The 19,120-nt window shown below is 46.8% G+C and carries 16 protein-coding genes; 1 reads left to right on the forward strand and 15 read right to left on the reverse strand.

The genetic code is table 11. The features are described 5' to 3' along the window. Positions 1 to 125: 125 nt before the first annotated feature. The 12 genes from D0S45_18145 to D0S45_18200 form a co-directional block, all read right to left on the reverse strand. Positions 126 to 698 carry a hypothetical protein gene (locus D0S45_18145; GenBank protein ID TIH12362.1) on the reverse strand — a complete coding sequence of 191 codons (573 nt, stop codon included), beginning with the start codon at positions 696 to 698 and terminating at the stop codon, positions 126 to 128. Between the two features lie 20 nt (positions 699 to 718). Then, positions 719 to 2,173: a TrkH family potassium uptake protein gene (locus tag D0S45_18150; protein ID TIH12363.1), complete on the reverse strand. Its 1,455-nt coding sequence runs from the start codon at positions 2,171 to 2,173 to the stop codon at positions 719 to 721. Then, positions 2,173 to 3,540 carry a Trk system potassium transporter TrkA gene (gene trkA, locus D0S45_18155; GenBank protein ID TIH12364.1) on the reverse strand — a complete coding sequence of 456 codons (1,368 nt, stop codon included), beginning with the start codon at positions 3,538 to 3,540 and terminating at the stop codon, positions 2,173 to 2,175. The genes D0S45_18150 and trkA overlap by 1 nt, the downstream gene beginning before the upstream one ends. Before the next feature lie 261 nt (positions 3,541 to 3,801). Then, complete coding sequence (locus tag D0S45_18160; GenBank protein ID TIH12365.1) at positions 3,802 to 4,065, reverse strand: 30S ribosomal protein S20; 264 nt, start codon at positions 4,063 to 4,065, stop codon at positions 3,802 to 3,804. A 177-nt stretch (positions 4,066 to 4,242) separates the two neighbouring features. Beyond that, positions 4,243 to 6,336: a glycine--tRNA ligase subunit beta gene (locus tag D0S45_18165; GenBank protein ID TIH12366.1), complete on the reverse strand. Its 2,094-nt coding sequence runs from the start codon at positions 6,334 to 6,336 to the stop codon at positions 4,243 to 4,245. A gap of 16 nt (positions 6,337 to 6,352) precedes the next feature. Then, positions 6,353 to 7,225: a glycine--tRNA ligase subunit alpha gene (gene glyQ, locus D0S45_18170; protein ID TIH12367.1), complete on the reverse strand. Its 873-nt coding sequence runs from the start codon at positions 7,223 to 7,225 to the stop codon at positions 6,353 to 6,355. Between the two features lie 156 nt (positions 7,226 to 7,381). After that, positions 7,382 to 8,122 carry a DNA repair protein RecO gene (recO, locus tag D0S45_18175; protein ID TIH12368.1) on the reverse strand — a complete coding sequence of 247 codons (741 nt, stop codon included), beginning with the start codon at positions 8,120 to 8,122 and terminating at the stop codon, positions 7,382 to 7,384. A 31-nt stretch (positions 8,123 to 8,153) separates the two neighbouring features. After that, complete coding sequence (locus D0S45_18180; GenBank protein ID TIH12369.1) at positions 8,154 to 9,032, reverse strand: helix-turn-helix domain-containing protein; 879 nt, start codon at positions 9,030 to 9,032, stop codon at positions 8,154 to 8,156. 105 nt (positions 9,033 to 9,137) lie between these two features. Then, on the reverse strand, positions 9,138 to 10,076 hold the full coding sequence (locus tag D0S45_18185) for a SurA domain-containing protein (GenBank protein ID TIH12370.1): 939 nt from the start codon (positions 10,074 to 10,076) through the stop codon (positions 9,138 to 9,140). A 120-nt stretch (positions 10,077 to 10,196) separates the two neighbouring features. Beyond that, positions 10,197 to 11,159, reverse strand: a complete 963-nt coding sequence (locus D0S45_18190) for a peptidyl-prolyl cis-trans isomerase (protein TIH12371.1) — start codon at positions 11,157 to 11,159, stop codon at positions 10,197 to 10,199. Positions 11,160 to 11,192: 33 nt separating this feature from the next. Then, positions 11,193 to 14,642, reverse strand: coding sequence for a transcription-repair coupling factor (gene mfd, locus D0S45_18195; protein ID TIH12372.1), 3,450 nt, complete (start codon positions 14,640 to 14,642; stop codon positions 11,193 to 11,195). A gap of 188 nt (positions 14,643 to 14,830) precedes the next feature. Beyond that, positions 14,831 to 15,310, reverse strand: coding sequence for a chemotaxis protein CheW (locus D0S45_18200; GenBank protein TIH12373.1), 480 nt, complete (start codon positions 15,308 to 15,310; stop codon positions 14,831 to 14,833). Between the two features lie 247 nt (positions 15,311 to 15,557). Here D0S45_18200 and D0S45_18205 point away from each other — a divergent pair, with 247 nt between their 5' ends. After that, complete coding sequence (locus tag D0S45_18205) at positions 15,558 to 15,773, forward strand: hypothetical protein (GenBank protein TIH12374.1); 216 nt, start codon at positions 15,558 to 15,560, stop codon at positions 15,771 to 15,773. A 196-nt stretch (positions 15,774 to 15,969) separates the two neighbouring features. On the opposite strand, the gene D0S45_18210 is transcribed toward D0S45_18205, so the two are convergent. The 3 genes from D0S45_18210 to D0S45_18220 form a co-directional block, all read right to left on the reverse strand. After that, positions 15,970 to 16,443, reverse strand: coding sequence for a hydrogenase maturation protease (locus D0S45_18210; protein TIH12375.1), 474 nt, complete (start codon positions 16,441 to 16,443; stop codon positions 15,970 to 15,972). Between the two features lie 78 nt (positions 16,444 to 16,521). Continuing rightward, entirely contained in the window at positions 16,522 to 18,060 is a 1,539-nt protein-coding gene (locus tag D0S45_18215; GenBank protein ID TIH12376.1) for a nickel-dependent hydrogenase large subunit, read from the reverse strand. A gap of 23 nt (positions 18,061 to 18,083) precedes the next feature. Next, positions 18,084 to 19,031: a twin-arginine translocation signal domain-containing protein gene (locus tag D0S45_18220; GenBank protein ID TIH12377.1), complete on the reverse strand. Its 948-nt coding sequence runs from the start codon at positions 19,029 to 19,031 to the stop codon at positions 18,084 to 18,086. Positions 19,032 to 19,120 lie beyond the last annotated feature (89 nt).

The raw sequence follows: 19,120 nt of genomic DNA on the forward strand, positions 1-19,120 counted from the left end.
CCCCGGATTGCTTCCAGAGCTATCTTGGCCTTGAATTTGTCCGAATGCTTCCGTCTTTTTCCTGTTTTGCTCATACGTCCTTCCTTATCGTTTTTAGGACGCAGACTCCACCTTAACTCGTGGTCCTAATTTCGGGGGAAAGCGCAGTGTGTTGTGTGCTCGGGAAAAGCCTTTTCCAGCCGAACTTCGTTAAAAAGAAAATTGCCCATTCCTTCCGAAACATAAACAAGTTCAACGGAACTAGATCCAACAACACGAGCTTCGCATAAAATATTAAACAAAGTCCGGTCACTCTCTGAATACAAATTTTCCTGAATAAATTTTATTTCGTTTTTCAGCGCAACAATCTCGTCGGGCAAAAATTGATAGCCATAAAACTTGGGCCACGAAAACCCGGCGACGTTATTAATATCCAACGAGTGAAGGTGTTTGATAATCTCAGGATAATAGCAGGAACAAACCAAAATCAGATCATATTCATTTTTGCGCTCAACAAGAGCTTGCGGACTTAAAATTTCAATCCCTTCAAATAGCCCACTCTGATAAGTATCAGCAAAACAAACAATTTCCACATCAGAACGTATCTGGCGCAGCAGCTTTAGCGACTCCGCCCCGCCCGTGCTTATACCGTACAAACAGACTCTGCTGTTTTCGGGGATAGCTGTGTGGTCAATATATCTGATTTCAATTTCGCTCATATATCTATGCGATATACTCCCTACTTTCTCCAAAACTCAGGAACGCAAAGCACGATCACCGTATAAATCTCAAGACGCCCCAGCAACATGCAGAAGATGAGAGCCCATTTGCCGAGTTCCGGTATATGGGCATAGTTTTCAGTAGGTCCTACGCTGCCGATACCAGGACCGATGTTGCCGATACAGGCTAGAGATGCGGCAAAAGATGAAACGACATCAACTCCGGTAGCAGCCACCACAAGACCACACAGAACAAAAAGCAGCAGCCAGAGTACGAAGAATCCGAGGATATCGTTCATAGTCTCTGGTTTGACCACAGTTTTGCCCAGTTTGACCCGGTTTACTGATCGGGGATGAATGATGCGAAAAACTTCCTGATAAGCCTGCTTCAGGAGCAACATGATGCGCAGGTGCTTCATCCCGCCACTGGTGGACCCGGCGCAACCGCCAAGAAACATACAGAAAAGCAACAACCCCTGCGCAACAGCAGGCCAGATTTCATAGTCTGCAGTAGCGAACCCGGTAGTGCTGATGATGGATGCTACTTGAAAGGATGTGTAGCGAAAGGAATCGGAAAAAGAATCGTAATTTGTAGCCGAGTAGACTGAAATGGTGATAATGGCGATAATTACAAGAGTAATGACTCCGAAAAACCTGAACTCTGGATCTTTCCAAAGAAGAAGCGGACGCCCTTTAATCATCTGGTAATGCAAACTGAAGTTAACCGCCGCAACCAGCATAAAAAATGTAATTACGTAATCAATATATGCGCTTTGAAAATAAGCCACGGATGAATTCTTAGTAGAAAAACCACCTGTAGCAAGAGTCCCGAAGGTGTGACAAAGGGCGTCAAAAAAATCCATACCGCCGAACATGAGCAAGGCTGCTTCAACAGCGGAAAAAAGCACGTAAACTTTCCAAAGTACCAATGCTGTATCTTTGATCCTTGGCTTGAGCTTATCAGGTACCGGGCCGGGGACTTCTGCCTTGTAAAGCTGCATTCCCCCTACTCCGAGGAACGGCAGAATCGCCAGTGAAAGCACAATGATTCCCATTCCACCCAGCCAATGGGTCAAGCTACGCCAGAAAAGAATACCTTTGGCATTCTTCTCAATGTCCATCATCACCGAGGCTCCGGTGGTGGTGAAACCGGACAGGGATTCGAAAAAACAATCCACGTAACTGGTAAAGACATCGCCGAAATAAAACGGCAGGCTTCCGAAAAATCCGGCAAAAACCCAGCCCAAGGCCACAATTGCCATACCTTCACGATGGCTAAGTCCTTTGTTCCCTTCTTGGTCCTTAAAAAGGAAGAACATGGCCAGCCCGCTGATGCAGGTCAGTCCGAAAGATTTAAGCAGAGGCAGGATTCCGGCATCTTGATAGTAGAGCGAGAATGCCAGAGGGAAAAGCATGGTCAACCCTACACAAAGCATCAACGCCCCGATTATGTGCAGAACTATTTTCCAACGCATTAATAAAGCTCCAGCGTGGTGGTGAGAGCCTTTTCAATTTTTGGGATATTCTTATGAGTAGAAATAATCAGCAGTCTGTCATTAGGCTCAATCACTGTCATACCGGTTGGGATAATAACCTCATCACCGCGCTGAAAACAGAGGATCAATGTCCCCTTGGGCAGATTAAGTTCCATAATCGGTTTGCCTACAATATCCGAATTCTCCTGCGCAATGGCTTCGAGAGCCTCAGCCTCTTCGCCTTTGATGGAAACTGCGGAAATGACCTTGCCCTGCCGTACGAAATGCAAAATGGAATTAATAGCGGAAAGTCTGGGACAAACAAGATGATCGATGCCAATAGGCTGAATAAGCGGAATGTAAGCAAATTTATTGATGCGAGTGATGGTCTTGCGCGCCCCGAGATTCTTTGCCAGCAGACATGAAAGGATATTCATTTCCTCATCCCCGGTCACGGCGATAACCATATCCAGATCACCTACATTTTCTTCGTTAAGTAAATCCTGATCAGTGCCGTCGCCATTAAGGACGATTACCCGATCCAGAGTCTCAGACAAATCAGCGCAGCGATCAGCATCATTATCAATCAGACGGGTGTGATATTTTTTATTGTCCAATGCTCGGGCAAGCAAAGAACCAACGTTTCCACCGCCGACAATAAGTACTTTCTTAATGGGATCGGAAAGAATTCCGGCGCGTTTAAGCAGTTCATTTTGCTGATCACGGACGCAGGTAAAATAGACGATATCACCCTGCTCAATAGTATCCAGACCGCCGGGAATAATCAGCTGGTCGTCTCTAACAAGTGCGGCAATAACAACATCAATGTCTTCGCCCAGTTGCTCACGGACTTTCATAAGCTGCACGCCCACAAGCGGACTATCATCGGGCAGCTTGACCCCGATCAATCGAACCTTGCCGCCAACAAAATCGTTGATTTCAACCGAACCGGGAACGCTCATTACCCTCAGGATGGATTCAACAACCTCTTCATCGGGGTTGATGATGGTGTCGATACGCAGGTCCCCTTCAGTGAACATATCGGGATACTTGGTGTAGTCCTCTTTCCTGATGCGGGCCAGCTTGATTATGGCTGAATTCAGCTTATTGGCAAGAAAAGTTGAGATGAGATTGATTTCATCTTTATCCGTCACCGCCAGAAAAATATCAGCTTCACGGACGCCGGCTTGTTCCAGAATTTCAGGACTGGAACCGGAACCTTGAATCGTCTGGACATCCAGAGAATCGGAAACTTTGCTAAGAGCTTTCGGATTCATGTCGATTACGACAACATCCTTGTTTTCACCGGAAAGACGTCTGGCTACATTAAACCCGACCTCTCCGGCGCCTACTATTATAACCCTCAAGAGTTACTCCTTGCGTATAACATCTGGCTACATTAAACCCGACCTCTCCGGCGCCTACTATTATAACCCTCAAGAGTTACTCCTTGCGTATAACATCTGGCGATAGACAGAAAAGTACTGTTGAAATCAATAGTTGCTTATAGCTTGATAGCTTAAATTCAGCAACAACAACTTTATTTCAAAGTGCAAAGAACGTAAAAAGCCCGTCGCACAAAGCGACGGGCTTAATTCGTCTATAAAGAATAAAAATCTTTTAAGACACTAAGCCATTTTGTTAACGGCTGCGCTGAGGCGGGAAATCCTGCGTGCTGCTGCACGAGCGTGGATAACCTTTTTGGTAGCTGCCTTATCAAGGGTAGCTGTAGCTTTGCGCAATGCGGTTGCTGCGAGTTCAGTATCGTTAGCTTCAACAGCGGAACGAACTTCTTTTACAACGTTTTTGATACGGGTACGTACCATGTTGTTACGCAGGTTGCGTTTAAGGCTCTGACGGTGTCTTTTGAGTGCGGATTTATGATTCGCCAAGGTATTTCTCCTTAAAATTAAATTCTATTTTTTAAACCCGGCTAGCCGGGATTGCGTTCAATCGAAGAGTGTCTTTAACCAATAACAGATATTTATGTCAAGGTTAAGGGGCATTTTTTTCTAAGAAAAAGTCTAGAGAAAAATCATCGAAACTCTTTTAAAGCCGGAGCCGCAGAATTAAACCTGCAAAGCTCCAAAATCAGCCAGCCTGCTAAGCCTGTCTACAAGCGCCTTAAGCAGGTTGAGACGGTTCATTCTAAGGCCCTTGTCTTCGCAGATAACCATAACATGATCAAAGAAAGCGTCAACATAAGGGCGCAGTTCGCCGAGGATTGCGAACAGCTTGGTAAACTCGTCTTTTTCACAAAGCTCCTCAAAACGAGCGGCAGTTTCATCAAGCTTAGCGGCAAGTTCTTTCTCCTGCGCTTCTTCCAACTTATCAACTTCAAAACCGCCAGTGAGCGACACACCTTGCTCACTGCCCTGTTTCTTGATGATGTTGGCTGCGCGCTTGAAAGTAAGCACGGCCTGTTCGAAACCGTCAGTCTTAGCAAATTCAGCCAACGCTTCGACTCTTGCCTTAAGAGCAGTAACATCACGGTAGCCGGCACCAAGAGCTGCATCAACAACCCTTGTTTCATAGCCTTTACCTGTGAAGTAGGCACGGAGTCTGTTGGAAATGAATTCTCCAAGCTTTTTGAGGAGTTCAGACTTTTCGAGTTTCCACTTGATATCTTTGGAATAACCTTCAAGGGCCATATCCATAATTTCAAGAATGTCTACTCTCAAGTCATATTGTATAATCATACGCACAATACCCAGAGCGGCACGCCGCAGAGCGTAGGTATCGTTAGCGCCAGTGGGGATCTTATTCAGACCGAAGCAACCGACCAGAGTGTCAGCCTTATCGGACATGGAAACAATAACACCGCCGAGAGTGGAAGGCACGGGGCTTTCCGGTCCGGCTGGCAGGTATTGTTCATACAGGGCTTTGCAGACAATGTCATCTTCGCCGCACTTGGAGGCGTAGATGCCGCCCATCTTACCCTGAAGTTTGTCGAACTCATTAACCATTTCGGAAACGAGGTCAGCCTTTGCAAGACGTCCGGCACGGGCCATTTCAGTCTGCAAGGAAGCATCGGTCTTACCGGCAATCAATGCGGCAAGGCGTTCCATTCTGCGAGACTTGTCACCCATGGAACCCAAAGGACCGAGGAATACAACATTATCCAGCTTGGCAAGCCATGTGTCGAAATCGGTCTTGAGGTCGTTCTTCCAGAAAAAGCGGCCATCTTCGAGTCTTGCACGAAGAACTTTTTCCCAACCCTTACGAACCAGTTCCACATCTTTGGGAACAAGGTTCAGAGTGCACAGGAAATGCGGGAGCAGTTCGCCGTCTTCCTTCTGGATACCAAAACACTTCTGGTGGCTTTCCATACTGGTCAGCAGCACTTCCTTGGGAAGTTCGAGGAAAGACTCATCAAAGTTACCGATGATGGGAACAGGAAGCTCAACAAGGTTGCTGACCTCTTCCAGAAGAGAGTCTTTCCAGACCACGGAGCCATTCAGTTCGGAAGCGAGCTTATCGCCTCCCTTGCGTACCTGTTCTCCCCTTTCAGTGGGAGAAATGATAACAGAAGACTTTTCTTTAATTACATCAAAGTAATCATCAGCAGAAGCAACTTCCCAAGGTCCGGCACCCATTACGCGGTGACCGAAAGTCTGACGCCCGGAAGGCATGCCAGCCATTTCAAATTCAACTACATCGGTACCGAACAGGCAAAGCAACCAGCGCAGCGGACGTCCGAAGGCGAAATCAAGGTTGCCCCATTTCATTTTCTTGGGAAAGGAAAGTTTCTTGATCGCAGTTACGCAAAGCTCAGGCAGGATGGAAATGGTCTCACCGCCGCCCACGGTTTTCTTGGCTGCAAGGTAATCACCTTTCGCGGTCTCAAGGGTGTAGATATCTTCAAGGGCGATTCCCTGAGATTTTACAAAACCCTCAAGAGCCTTGGTGGGGTTACCATCTGCATCATAAGCAATGCGGGCCGGAGGGCCGGAAACTTCTTCTTCGACCTTTCTCTGCATGGCTGCCATATCTTTAACAAAGACAGTCAGCCTGCGCGGAGTGGCAAAAGTTTCAACGCTTGCGCAATCGATCATGCTCTCTTCAAGAAGAGTGCTGAAAATATCTTTAATATCGAGACCCAGCCGGGGAACAAAGCGGGCAGGCATCTCTTCAATTCCAATTTCGAGTATAAAATCGGCCATTTTAGCTTCCGTTTTTTTAATCGTTTTCAAGCATGGGGTAATTCAGATTCTCGCGTTCTTCCGCATAAAGCTTTGCGGCTGCGGAAGCGAGATTACGCACTCTGCCGATATAGGTTGCCCTTTCAGTGATGGAGATTGCTCCGCGGGCATCAAGCATGTTGAAGGTATGGGAGCACTTCAGGCAGTATTCATATGCCGGACGAGGCAGCCCTTCTTCACAGAGCTTCTTGCTTTCAGCTTCATATTTATCGAAGAGATCCAGCAACATATTGGCGTCGCTGAGTTCAAAGTTATACTTAGACTGCTCCACTTCATTCTGATGGAAAATCTGTCCGTAGGTAACTTTGTCATTCCATTTAAGGTCGTATACAGACTCAACGCCCTGCAAATACATGCAGATACGCTCAAGGCCGTATGTGAGTTCAACGGAGACAGGTTTAAGGTCAATACCGCCTACCTGCTGGAAATAAGTGAACTGAGTCACTTCCATGCCGTTGAGCCATACTTCCCAACCAAGGCCCCATGCGCCGAGTGTGGGAGATTCCCAATCATCCTCGACAAAACGGATGTCATGCTCTTTAGCGTCAATACCTAGAATCTCAAGACTCTTAAGATAAAGATCCTGAACATCATCAGGAGAAGGTTTCAGGATAACCTGAAACTGAAAATAGTGCTGAAGCCTGTTGGGGTTTTCACCATAACGGCCGTCAGTGGGGCGGCGTGAAGGCTCAACATATGCGGTATTCCACGGCTCAGGTCCGATTACGCGGAAAAAAGTTGAAGGGTTGAATGTGCCCGCGCCGACCTCAATATCAAGAGGCTGAACAATGCAGCATCCGTAATCAGACCAGAAGTCCTGAAGTTTAAGTATAACATCTTGAAAATTCATCAAATTCCTCTCATCTAACAAACAAACATTTGTATTGATTCATTCCCATGCCCTGTACCGCGTACAGATGAAGGAAATGTCCGGTTTACAAACAAATAAACACAGGACGAACATAAATCCATCCTGAACAGACTGCCCTATCCGGGCAGATAAAATTTATATCTTCCGATAACCGTTGCCTTCCCAAATCAGTCCCATGTGGTAAGCCATGAAACGGTCCATCACGGAAAAGCACTCCTGCCGGATTTCTGCCGGAAGTTGCAGCATAATCCAACTGGCCGGTCCTGTATCCTGAATCCAGGCCAGAGTTCTCGCGGTTCCTGCGCTAATGGTTTCGCCCTGTCTGCCGTCAGAACAGTCCAGACATTTGAGCTGTCCCTTTTCAATATTGAAGATCACGGGACGGGAACTGAACAAAGGTTTGCCGCATTGAGCGCAAATTGTAAAGTCAGGATTGTATCCTTGCTCAAAAGCAACCTTGGCCCGGAAGAAAAGCGGGAAAAAATCATCCGGCTCCGTTTCTTCGATAACATCCAACATTTCGGTCAGTAGCTCAAAAACAGCACGGTTTCCATCGCGCTCTAAAACCGCAGACTCAATAAATTTCAAACAATTGGCGGCAAGACCCATTTTACGCAGGTTAGAACGGATTCCGGGATACCCTTTAATAAGACTCCCTTCCTGTAAAACCTGATACGTTCCGGTCTTGTTGGTGCCGGTTTTAAACAACACCTGAGAAAAAGGTTCGAGACATCCACCAAAACGTCTGCGGCTCCTGCTTCCCCCGAAGGCAAACGCGTTCTGCACTCCCCGAGAGGAAGACATGAAGCGCACCCACAAATCATTTTCTTTAAACCTTCCGGTCTTAAGAATTATTACTTTTTCAGTAAGTTCCATCTATTCCCATGACCGTACAGAAAACCGCTTATTAACGGGCTGCGGGGAAATCCAGTTTTTTAACCTTTCCTTTAGGTGCATCGAATTCAAAAGGCTTACCGTTGGAAAGAATTTCAACCCCGCCGCCATTACCGAGCTTGATTTTCAAGCTGTCCTTATAAGGAAATGTAAGAGTATCTCCTTCCTGAATTACATACTCTTTACCGTCACCGTCAACCACGGCCTCAAGCCAACATGCTTCACCGGGTTTAGCGGTAATTGCCACGATATTCCCGACCGGCTCAACTACAGCAACCGTTTCTTCTACAATCGGCTGCTCCACGGTTTCGGCCGCCTCTTCAACTTTATTCTCTATCGGTTCTTCATTCGCAGCTGGTTGCACGGCTTCAGCAGGAGCAGGTTCAGCCTGTTTCTCTTCAACAACCGGGGCTTCAGCTTTCTCTTCCAGTACAGTGGGCTTTTCCTGAGCATCCTCTTCTACGACAACTTCTGTCTGAGGAGCTTTCTGGGCACTGAAATAGGAATTATCGTGCAGATAGTACACCAAACCGCCGACGATTCCGACCAGAATCAAGACTAGAAGAATAGTTCCGGCAGGACTCTTCTTTGGACCCGGACCATAGTCAGGCTGAACAGATCCATCTACAACATCCTCTGCATCAGCAGTCCCGGTTCTCATAATTTGTGAAAACTCTTCACCTACTTCTTCAGCATCCAGCCCAAGAGCCTTGGCATAAGTTTTTACAAACCCTTTGGCATATACTTCGTGGGGAAATTCTTTCTGGTTACCACTTTCAATGGCATTAATATTCACGCGGCTGACTTTGGTGATCTCCATGATCTGCTCAATGGTCAACCCCTGCCTTTCTCGCTCATTTTTCAATCGGGAACCAAGCTCTTTTAAATCCATACGACCCTCTCGATACAGTCTGGCAGTAATGTTTCAAAAATCAATTTGAAACTGTCGTTAAAAGCCGCCCGCAGGGCAGCCGAGATCCGCTACAGTTCTCCCCGTTTATTTAAGCTCAATAACAGCCTTCTCCCTGAGCTTTTTTATAAAATCGGCAAATAAACCATCCTGTTTCTGACGGTAAAGCCGCTGATAAATTTCCTGCTTGCTGTCTTCGAAAGATGCTTCTTCAGTGTTGACGTAGGAATCAAGCTTGAGCAAAGCTTTAAAACTCTGAACTTCAAAAGGATTACTCACACCACCCGGCTTCAAACCTTCAAGGGCATCATGCCAGGTCTGAGCAAGATCGTCCCACTCAAGAACACCGAGATCACCGCCACTCCCCGCTCCGGGGCCGGTAGTGTATTTATCGGCTGCTTCTTCAAAACTGATTTCCCCGGCCAGAATCTGTTCACGAATCTGGTCGACTGATACATTTTCAGGGAAGAGAATCAATTTCAAATGCACACTTTTGGCAACCTCACCCTGATCAGTACGGGTGCTGTTCCATGCTGCCTTGATTTCATCATCAGTAACAACAACCTTACTTTTAATCTTGTAAGAAAGAAGGCGATGTTTACGAATATCTTTTCCGATTTTTTCTTTAAATTTTGTGAGATTTGTTTTCTGAAGTTCAAGCTGACGTTCAAAATCTTCGTCACTCAGATTACTTTTCTCTTTAATCGCTTTAATCTCAGTTTCAACATCCTGAGTAGAGACATCAACTTTAAGTCTTTTACTTTCCTGATCAATAATGATTTCGTTAATGAAACGATCAAGAATCTGCTGGCGTATTTTTTTCAACTGTTCCGTTTCAACTGCGGAAAGAGACCTGCCTTTGAACTGCTTCATGATGGGAGCCATCTTTCTGTTCAGTTCATACATAGTTACAACTTCACCGTTTACAACAGCAACGACTCCATCGACAACTTTTTCCTCGGCAGTGGCAAATGATGCGGAACAAATGACCATGCTGGCCAGAAAACCGGCAATAATGCGCTTCAATTCAATTCTCCTGAATATGGAAACCGGACTTCAGGTCCGGTTTTATGGTCAGATTTATCAAAATAGCCACAACTCGGCTAATTCCTATGACTAACTAAACTCTTTCATTAAACTATGCAACTATTCAGCTTTTGTCGCTTCAACCAGCTCAGCTTCAGGTGCAGTCTCTTTAACTTCGGGCATCAAGTTTTTGCTGATTTTTATATTTGAAGTCGCCATTTTGTTTTCCAGCCATGCTTCAAATTTTTCTTCAAGCTTCTTTTCAAGCAAAACCTTTTCAACCATAGGGTATGCCTGCAATGGAGTAAGCAGAGTCGCCTCTTTCTTTTCCTTAAGTATCAGACAAAAAACTTCTTTCTTCTGGGTAATTACAGGAGTGGCCTTACCCGGCTCAAGGTCTTTTACAAAAGTTTTCCATGCCGCAGGAATCTGTCCGTTCCTGATCCATATTTCACGCACAGAAACCTTGCGCAGCTTTGCAGAAATTGCCGCCGGGCTAAGCCCTTCACGGTAAAGCTCTACCCCTTTAAGCACAAGATCCTTGCCCATACCTTTAACCATGACAAAACGGTACCCGGCAGGCATATAAAAATCAGATAGATGAGTCCGATAATATTGCTCTGCTTCCTTGTAATCGATTTTAATCTCAGGACGCAGAATATCACGGTAAAATTTATCCATGGCCAATTGATACTTAAGCTGTGAACGCCAAGCGTTGATATCTACATATTCTTCAATAAGAATCTGCTCAAATGAATCATCAGGATAATCAGAGCGAACCTCATCTTCGGCTTCCTTCATTTCTTTATCGGAGACCGGAATCTCACGTTGCTCCAATTCCTGTGAAACAAGTTCCTGAACGATAAGGTCTCCGAGAATCTGCCCGTATTCAGCCCGGACCTGTGCAACAGAGGGAACAAATCCGTTGCTGCCCTCATGGGTGAGATCATATTTATAATCAAGCTGGCTCAGATAAATGGGTTTATCATTAACCCGTGCAATTATTCCCGGCTCTTCGTTTTTGTTCTGGCAACCACCGAACATAAAACAAGCCAGCAGGACACCGATCAGTATTCTTTTCATATCAGCTTCCGAATAAACCGTTCAACGGTATAGTTAAAGTAGTGGTTCAAGTTTTTTACAAACAGAATCAAGACCTTGTGAAATGGATAAACTCTGATCAAGACGCACTTCAAGAGCTGCCGGCGGCTTGAGCTTTGCCTTTTCACCCTGCTCACCGATCCAGGCGATAAGTTTTGCCGGATCAACCGGGTTATTGTTTTCCAACCAAGTCAAAATTACTCGAGTGGGAAACAAATCAGCACGGACAACGCCTAGGCGTGCCAGAGTTCGCTTAAGGTAAAGTACAGCTATAAAATTCTCAACCTCTTCCGGAAAATGTCCGAAGCGGTCTTTGATCTCGGCGGCAAGTTCTTCGATTCCAGCCTCGCTGTCAGCAGAAGAAAGAGCACGGTAGTAGCGCAGTCGCTCTCTGGCATCAGGAACGAAATCTTCCGGCAAATGAGCCTTGAATACAAAATTCATCTCTGGATCTGTGACTGTTCCTGAATCATCGCCTTTAATCCTGCGTACTTCTTCGTCCAGCATTTCAAGGAATAGATCAAGTCCAACCTTGGCCATCTGACCGGACTGGACTTCACCGAGAATGTTACCCGCTCCGCGCAAACGCAGATCTTCCATGGCAACCTTGAACCCGGCACCAAGATAATCAAGCTGCAAAATAATCTGCATCCTGCGTTTAGCCTTTTCGGAAAGAGAATCCAGTGAAGAAACCGCAAAATATGCATAGGCCTGACGGGTACTGCGCCCCACCCTGCCGCGCAACTGGTAAAGCTGGCCCAGACCGAACATCTGAGCCTGATCCACGATCAAAGTGTTGGCATTAGGGAAATCAAGCCCGGATTCAATGATGGCCGTGGCAACCAGAATATCAAGTTCCTTGTGCCAGAATTTATGGATGGTCCCTTCAAGGTTCTTTTCCGTCATTTGGCCATGAGCCATACCGACTGTGGCATCGGGGGCAAGCTTCTTAACATACTCAACCACCCGCTCAAGACCCTGAACCCGGTTATGAACCCAGAAGATCTGTCCTCCACGTTCAAGTTCACGGGCCACGATGGAAGCTAGCATGGCTTCATCACGCTCAATAAGTGCGGTCTCAACAGGTTTGCGATCCACGGGCGGGGTTTCAATAGTGCTCAAACTGCGCACACCGGAAAGAGAAAGCTGCAAAGTTCGGGGAATGGGAGTTGCGGTCAGGGTCAGGGCATCAATATTTTTGCGCATTTCCTTGAGCCGTTCCTTGTGGCGCACGCCGAAACGCTGTTCTTCATCAAGAATAAGCAGGCCGAGATTAGGCGCTTCCACATCTTTGGAAAGCACCCGGTGGGTTCCGATGAGAATATCAAGCCCGCCGGATGACATTTCTTCCAGAACGCGCTTCTGACGGGTCTTGGTAACAAAACGACTAAGCATACCAACGGTAACCGGAAAACCTTCCATGCGCTGCACAAAGGTCTGATAATGCTGCTCCGCAAGTACAGTGGTGGGACAAAGCAAAATAACTTGCTTTCCGTCCAGCACAGCCCTGAAGGCTGCACGCAGGGCAACCTCGGTTTTACCGAAACCTACATCACCGCAAACAAGGCGATCCATAGGTTCAGGGCTTTCCATATCCCGGAAAACATCCTGAATAGCCTTCTCTTGATCAGGGGTCTCTTCAAACCCAAAAGTGGATTCAAATTCCCAATACATATCATCAAGCGGACCGTAAGCATAACCCTTGGCAATTTTGCGGTACGCATACATTTCTACCAGTTCCCCGGCGATCTTTTCAATGGCCTTACGAGCCTTTTCGCGCGTCTTGGCCCAACGTGCGCCGCCGAGTTTATCCAGTATCGGACACGAACCTTCAGGACCCTTGTACTTCTGGACCAGATTCAACCGGTCCACCGGAACATAAAGCTTGTCCTCTGAATCAAAGTACAGCAGCAGATAATCGTTTGCCACATCCCCAATATTCATATGATGCAGACCACCGAAACGGGAAAGTCCATAGTCACGATGAACCAGCAAATCTTCAATGAGCAGGTCCTCGTAGCTGGTCATGCCTTCAAAGGCCTTGTCTCGGCTGCGAGTGCCCTTCGCAGCCTGCGGCTGGATGACATCTTCACCGAGAATAACCGTCTGATTCCACTCTAGTTCCATACCCTGCCTGAGAGGAGAAACAAGAGCGTAAATACCTTTGTTCAAAGGAGAGTACTCTGTGGAAATGGGCAGTTGCTCAGGCTCAATAAGGGAAAGAAATTTCTTGCGGGATCGTTCGGTACGAAAGCTGAGCACAGTCTGGAACCGCTCACTCTTCCATTCTTTCAAAGCAGCAACCAAAGCAGCCCACGGACGTTTGATCTGTTCCGGTTTCCAAAAAATATCAGTAAATGCAGAAAGAGCCCGCTCAGAAAGGTCCACTCCGTCCTTTTCTCTGCCGATAACCAAATCTTCAAAGACCATCTGTCTTTCGTCGCGCCATGTGGAGCGTGCCTTCTCCTCATTCCAACAGATAACGTGCATGGGCCATTTACAGCCATTATGAGCGGATTTATCCTGCAAAAATGTTTTCCAGCCGTATTCCTGATCCTGCAATTTTGAACGCAGATTTGAAGCGGAAGAAAGCACGTAAACGGATTTCTGCGGAAAAAAGGCCTTTAAATCAACAGCGTCAGGATAAAAAAGTCCCGGCCAGATCATGCCGTCAGCATTTCCGGCCTTTTCAAGTAAAAGGGTATATCCTTCCGAAGAAATTTCACCGGTTTTTTTCAGCTGAGTCCATAAGGCTTCCGCTTCGTCCACGTAATTACCGGTCAGCATGGCCGGAGCAACCGGAAGCATAGTCACTTCGTCCAAATCAGCCTTTGACCTCTGGGAAGAAGGATCAAAAACACGGATCTCTTCGAGAATTTCACCGAAAAATTCAAGGCGTATGGGCAAGTCATATCCGGGCGCGTAAATATCAAGGATATCACCGCGCATGGACATTTCGCCATAGCCGGAAACAAGTTTTGTCCTAGCATATCCCCAAGTAACCGCCTGCTCCATGAGCAGCTCCGGGTCCATCTCCTCGCCCTTTGCGAGAACTAGATAATTGCTTTCCAGAACATCCGGGGATGGCCACTTGGGCAGCAAATTGTCGGCAGTCATGAGTACTGACTGTTTACCGCCGCGGGTAAGTGCGTGCAGAGCTGCCCAGCGTTCTGCCCAATCCGAGGCAGCAGAATTCTTGCTGAGATAAGGCGGTAGAAAAACCCAATCCCTTTCCCATGAAGGAACAATCTTTCCTTTATGTTCAAGTTCATTGCGGCTGAAAAGAGTCAGCAGGGCCTTGAGTTCTGAATATTCGCGTGCACCCGGAGCGACAAGCACAACCGACTCTCCTCGTGAATGGAGGTTGTGGGCTGTGAAAGCCTGTGTTCCGTGGCCGCTTTTAAAAATACGTAAGTTATCACCGTTTCCGGAAGCGAAAGCGGAGAGCTGAGCTGGTAAGGACAAACTAACTCCAGAAATTTATCAAAATTAAAGTCGTCCCCCGCTCAAGCAGAGGACGACTTTTTTTTGCAGAGAAATGCTGCCGCTGTCCAGTTTTAAAACAATTATTTGGTCAACTGGACTGAAGCACTTATAAGATTGAAGGCGAAAACACCCGAAGGGGTCCCGGAATCAACCCTTTTCAACAGCGGCTATACCTGTGCCAGCTGTTCCTGTTCCTCGTTGGACAGGAGTCTATTAAGGTCGAGCAAAATAAGCAGTCTATCTTCAAGCTTACCAACTCCGCTGATATATTCAGATTCAAGACCGGAGACAACGGCCGGCGGCGGTTCAACGGTTGATGCAGGAATTCGCAGGACCTCAGAAACGGAATCCACAACAAAACCTACGATCATATCGCTAATTTCTATTACAATGATTCTGGTATGCTGATCGTGTTCACGAAACTGCAGACCAAACTTGCTTCTAAGGTCGATAATGGGAATAACCTTACCGCGAAGGTTGATTACACCTTCAACGAACTGCGGTGCTCTGGGAACTTTGGTAATTTCCATGGTTCTGATAATCTCTTGAACCTTGAGAATATCAACACCGAATTCCTCTTCACCGATACTGAAGGTAACCAGCTGAATCAATTCCGCATCAAGCGCAATCTTCTTACCTTCTTCCATATTTATCCCCCTGTTATATTTTTTACAGTGGATGACCAAGTATTTGATCAAATTTTTAATTTAGTAAAAGAATCAAAAGTTCTAATTAAAATTTATATTATTATTCATCTGAAATATTTGCAAGCTAATCCTGAAATTATAAAACAATTACGCCTTTTTTTAAGTACAGAAATTGACTAGTGGCATATTAATGACTATCAGTGATATTTGATAGCAAAAAGCGAAGCTCAGGAGGGTATGAACTCGCATGGCTCAGTTTTCCCCGACAGAAAATATTACACTAGAAGACCAAATTAAATCACTAGCAAACGAAGAACTGCTCGACTTCTGGGAAGAAACTCAGTTTCTGGCCAAGATGCTTGAGCAGGATAATCAAGAAGAGATCCAATACAGCCCGGAGTATGAAAGGTTGATCCTGCAAGAATTGCAGCTCAGATCATCAATGAAAACTCTGGATCCTTAAAAATTTAAGGCCCGCATCATATCGAAAGGACCTCAGGCAACTGATTAACCCCACCTTTAAAAAAAGGTGGGGTTTTATCTTTCCATTCTTTTATAAATAAGAACATCAATCAACGCTCTAAAGATAAAAAACGGCAGCCCCATCACAGAACTGCCATTTAACAAAATCTTATATTGCAACCTGAACATAACAAACCTTACTCCGCAAACTCCTCAACAAACTTGTTGATTTCAATGCGGGCCTTCTCCAGAAACTGAGGAAATGTGGCTTTACAGGTGTCAGTCATTTCCAGACTCCAATCTGTGTAGTTCTCCGGCTCCATGCCGAGGATGCGCATTACCGGACGCTTGCCGATGGCTCCTGCCATGTTCAGTGAATCCAGCAGATCAATGTCGTGCAGGGAAAGGCGCTGCTTCTCGTTCTGAACGAGATCCTTTTCCTCGAGATAATAAATAGTACCCGGCTCTTTAGTGCCATGAACAATGTCCAGCACCAATGCGCCATCGTAATGTTCGAGAATATGAAAAATATCATGGGTGAATGTTCCGCCTTCCACCAGATGGACATTTTCCGGCCATTCTTCTTTTTTTAATTCCTCAACAGCATGCACCCCGACGCCCTCATCGCCGAGGAGAAGATTCCCAATCCCTAAAACTAACAGTTTTTTCATCTTATATCCTTTAAAGGGAAGCTCCCGGACACAGTAGTCCTGCATCCGGGAGCTTATATTCAGTGAAACGTCGTTACGTTAGCAACCTTCGCCTACGTGAACAACATGCTCTTCACCGGTCTCTGCGTGCAACACGTGCACGGCACAACCCAGTCACGGGTCAAAGGATCGAATGATCCTTGAGATGTCTACAGGACTGGACGGATCGGGAACCGGGGTACCGATGAGGGCTTCCTCAATGGTACCGCGACGGCCTTTGTCGTCACGGGGACAGCTGTTCCAGAGGGTCGCGGGGATCATCTGATAATTAGCGGTCACTGAGTCCTTAATGTCAACGAAGTGCAGCAGGGAGCCACGGGGAGCTTCGGTAAGACCGAGCCCCTGTGCGGTTTCCGGCATTTCGGGCTTAACGTAGGTTTCTTCGCCAGCCTTAACTTCCTTGAGCCAGTTATCTGCAATAGCGTTAGCAACGAGATAAGCTTCTTCTGCACGGGCAACGTGACGGCCCATGAGAGAGAATGCCATATCTTCGCCCAGATCGCGGAACATCTTGGCTTCGATGCCGAAGAGATCTTTGAGCTGCTTCTGGCCCATGGGGCTGAGTTCAGGGTTCTGGATCCACATACGGGCCAGAGGTCCAACCTCAACAGCGCTATCGTTATAGCGGGAAGCTTTACAGAATGTGTAAGCGTCCTTCTTATGCACATCAGGAATAGTTTTACCTTCGCTGGGATGCATGCCGCCGGACTCTTCAGTATACCAAGCGTACTTGGTGTATTCCTTGATGAGCTTGTCGTCGAACTTCTGATCTTTACCGTCGATATAAACACCGGGCTTGAGCAGGAATTCGTTTTCAGCATCATCCATGGGGAATACGCCGTAAGCCATAGCGTTTTTGTAACCGCCACCGATCTTGAACAGATCTTTGTATACGGAACCGATAAGGTAAACGGTAGGTACGTAAGTTTCAGCAATGAATTTCTGAACCTGCTTGAAACGGCTTGCGTATTCTGCGAGCTTTTCCTGGGTCGGAATTTCTGTTGCACCACCAACGACCTGACCGGAAACGTGAGGCATTTTACCACCGAACAGAGCTACCATTTCGTGGCAGATGCGGCGGATTTCAAGAGCCTTAACGTACTGGTCAACAGCTACTTTGTTAGTTTTTTCATCAAGACGCAGATCAGGATGATCGAAGCGGGGGATAAAGGGAGACTTTTCAGGTCCGCGTACGAAATCCAGAGCGGAAAGATGATAAAAATGCAGAATGTGAGACTGCAAGTAGTTAGCACCGAAGATGAGGTTCTTGGTAAGACGACCGTTAGTGGTCAGCTTTACGCCGAAAGCATCATCAAGAGCGCGGGTAGAAGCAGTGGAGTGTGCGGTGGGGCAAACACCACAAATGCGCTGGGTCAGCTGAGCTGCATCGCGGGGATCACGTCCAACAAGGATGTTCTCGAAACCACGATACATGCCGCCGGAGAGCCATGCATCCGCTACTTTACCGTCTTTAACTACGACCTCAGCCTTGAGGTGACCTTCGATTCGGGTTACCGGATCAATGGCAATCTTAAGTTTCCCGTCTTTACCGGCGGGTGCATGAGATTTTGAAGACATAAGGATTTATACTCCTTTTCCGGTTAACCGGCTTCGTAGAAGGGAGACATTTCATCCGGGAATCCCGGTTCTACACAGCCAATGCATACTGAGTTTTCAACACACCAGTTCACGCCGCCATTCCACTTGCGTTTGAAGCAATCGGAGTTGGCACTGGGACCTTTACAGCCCAGCTCATAACGGCATTTAACCGGATCGGTGAACATTTCAGCATACTCATCGTTGTCAAATGCCTCAAGATAGGGGCAGTTGTCGTGGATGTTCTCACCGAAGAAAGGTGTAGGACGACCGTTTTCGTCAAGAATCTTAACGACTTCAGCAAGCCCACCATCAAGACCTTTTTCTTCGATGGCATTGATAGCAACAACGAGAGTACCCACCATCCAGTCAGGATGGGGAGGACAGCCCGGAATGTTGACTACGGGAGTTTTCACACCGTTCTCTGCGAGGAAATTGGTTACAGACATAGAGCCGGTAAGGTTTCCTTCAGCAGCGGGGATACCGCCGTAAGCAGCACAGGTACCAACGTTTACAACCAGAGCAGCATTCTTAGCCATCTCAAGAGTGGCTTCAGTCATGGTGTATTCTTTGTGGTCTGCGCCTGCACCAACGATACAGTAATGGCCGTTCTCAGCTGTGGGAACGGAACCTTCAACAATAACGATGTATTTACCTTTATTTTCTTTAGCCTGATCCATCATGAAATCCCAGGCAACGTGGCCTTCGGAACCCATGATAGTCGGGTGATAATCAAGGTTAATTACATCGAGAAGTACCTCTGCGATAGAGGGATGCACTGAGTTAAGAAGTGAAACTGAACATCCGGTGCAGCCCTGTCCCTGCAGCCAGAATACATTCGGTACAAACTTCTTCAGCGCATGCACTACACTGGGGTTGAACATCTGGGAAATCCCAAAGCCAGCCACAGTTCCTGTGCACATTTTCACGAAATCTCGCCTGGTCAAACTCATCCCTACCTCCTTGGTGGTTGCCGGCGTAGTAAGGCACTGTCCTTACTAAGTAAAAAAAACCGCCACGGCGACGATATTTTTTTACTTCG

It is taken from the genome of Marinifilum sp. JC120 (assembly GCA_004923195.1).
Taxonomy (GTDB): domain Bacteria; phylum Desulfobacterota; class Desulfovibrionia; order Desulfovibrionales; family Desulfovibrionaceae; genus Maridesulfovibrio.

Excerpts from the sequence above, each read along its gene's own strand:
- D0S45_18190 (TIH12371.1), bottom strand. The coding sequence starts at position 11,159 with ATGAAAAGAATACTGATCGGTGTCCTGCTGGCTTGTTTTATGTTCGGT.
- D0S45_18145 (TIH12362.1), bottom strand. The coding sequence starts at position 698 with ATGAGCGAAATTGAAATCAGATATATTGACCACACAGCTATCCCCGAA.
- D0S45_18220 (TIH12377.1), bottom strand. The coding sequence starts at position 19,031 with ATGAGTTTGACCAGGCGAGATTTCGTGAAAATGTGCACAGGAACTGTG.
- D0S45_18180 (TIH12369.1), bottom strand. The coding sequence starts at position 9,032 with ATGGATTTAAAAGAGCTTGGTTCCCGATTGAAAAATGAGCGAGAAAGG.
- D0S45_18165 (TIH12366.1), bottom strand. The coding sequence starts at position 6,336 with ATGGCCGATTTTATACTCGAAATTGGAATTGAAGAGATGCCTGCCCGC.
- D0S45_18200 (TIH12373.1), bottom strand. The coding sequence starts at position 15,310 with ATGGAAGAAGGTAAGAAGATTGCGCTTGATGCGGAATTGATTCAGCTG.
- D0S45_18150 (TIH12363.1), bottom strand. The coding sequence starts at position 2,173 with ATGCGTTGGAAAATAGTTCTGCACATAATCGGGGCGTTGATGCTTTGT.
- recO (TIH12368.1), bottom strand. The coding sequence starts at position 8,122 with ATGGAACTTACTGAAAAAGTAATAATTCTTAAGACCGGAAGGTTTAAA.
- D0S45_18205 (TIH12374.1), top strand. The coding sequence starts at position 15,558 with ATGGCTCAGTTTTCCCCGACAGAAAATATTACACTAGAAGACCAAATT.
- glyQ (TIH12367.1), bottom strand. The coding sequence starts at position 7,225 with ATGAATTTTCAAGATGTTATACTTAAACTTCAGGACTTCTGGTCTGAT.
- D0S45_18210 (TIH12375.1), bottom strand. The coding sequence starts at position 16,443 with ATGAAAAAACTGTTAGTTTTAGGGATTGGGAATCTTCTCCTCGGCGAT.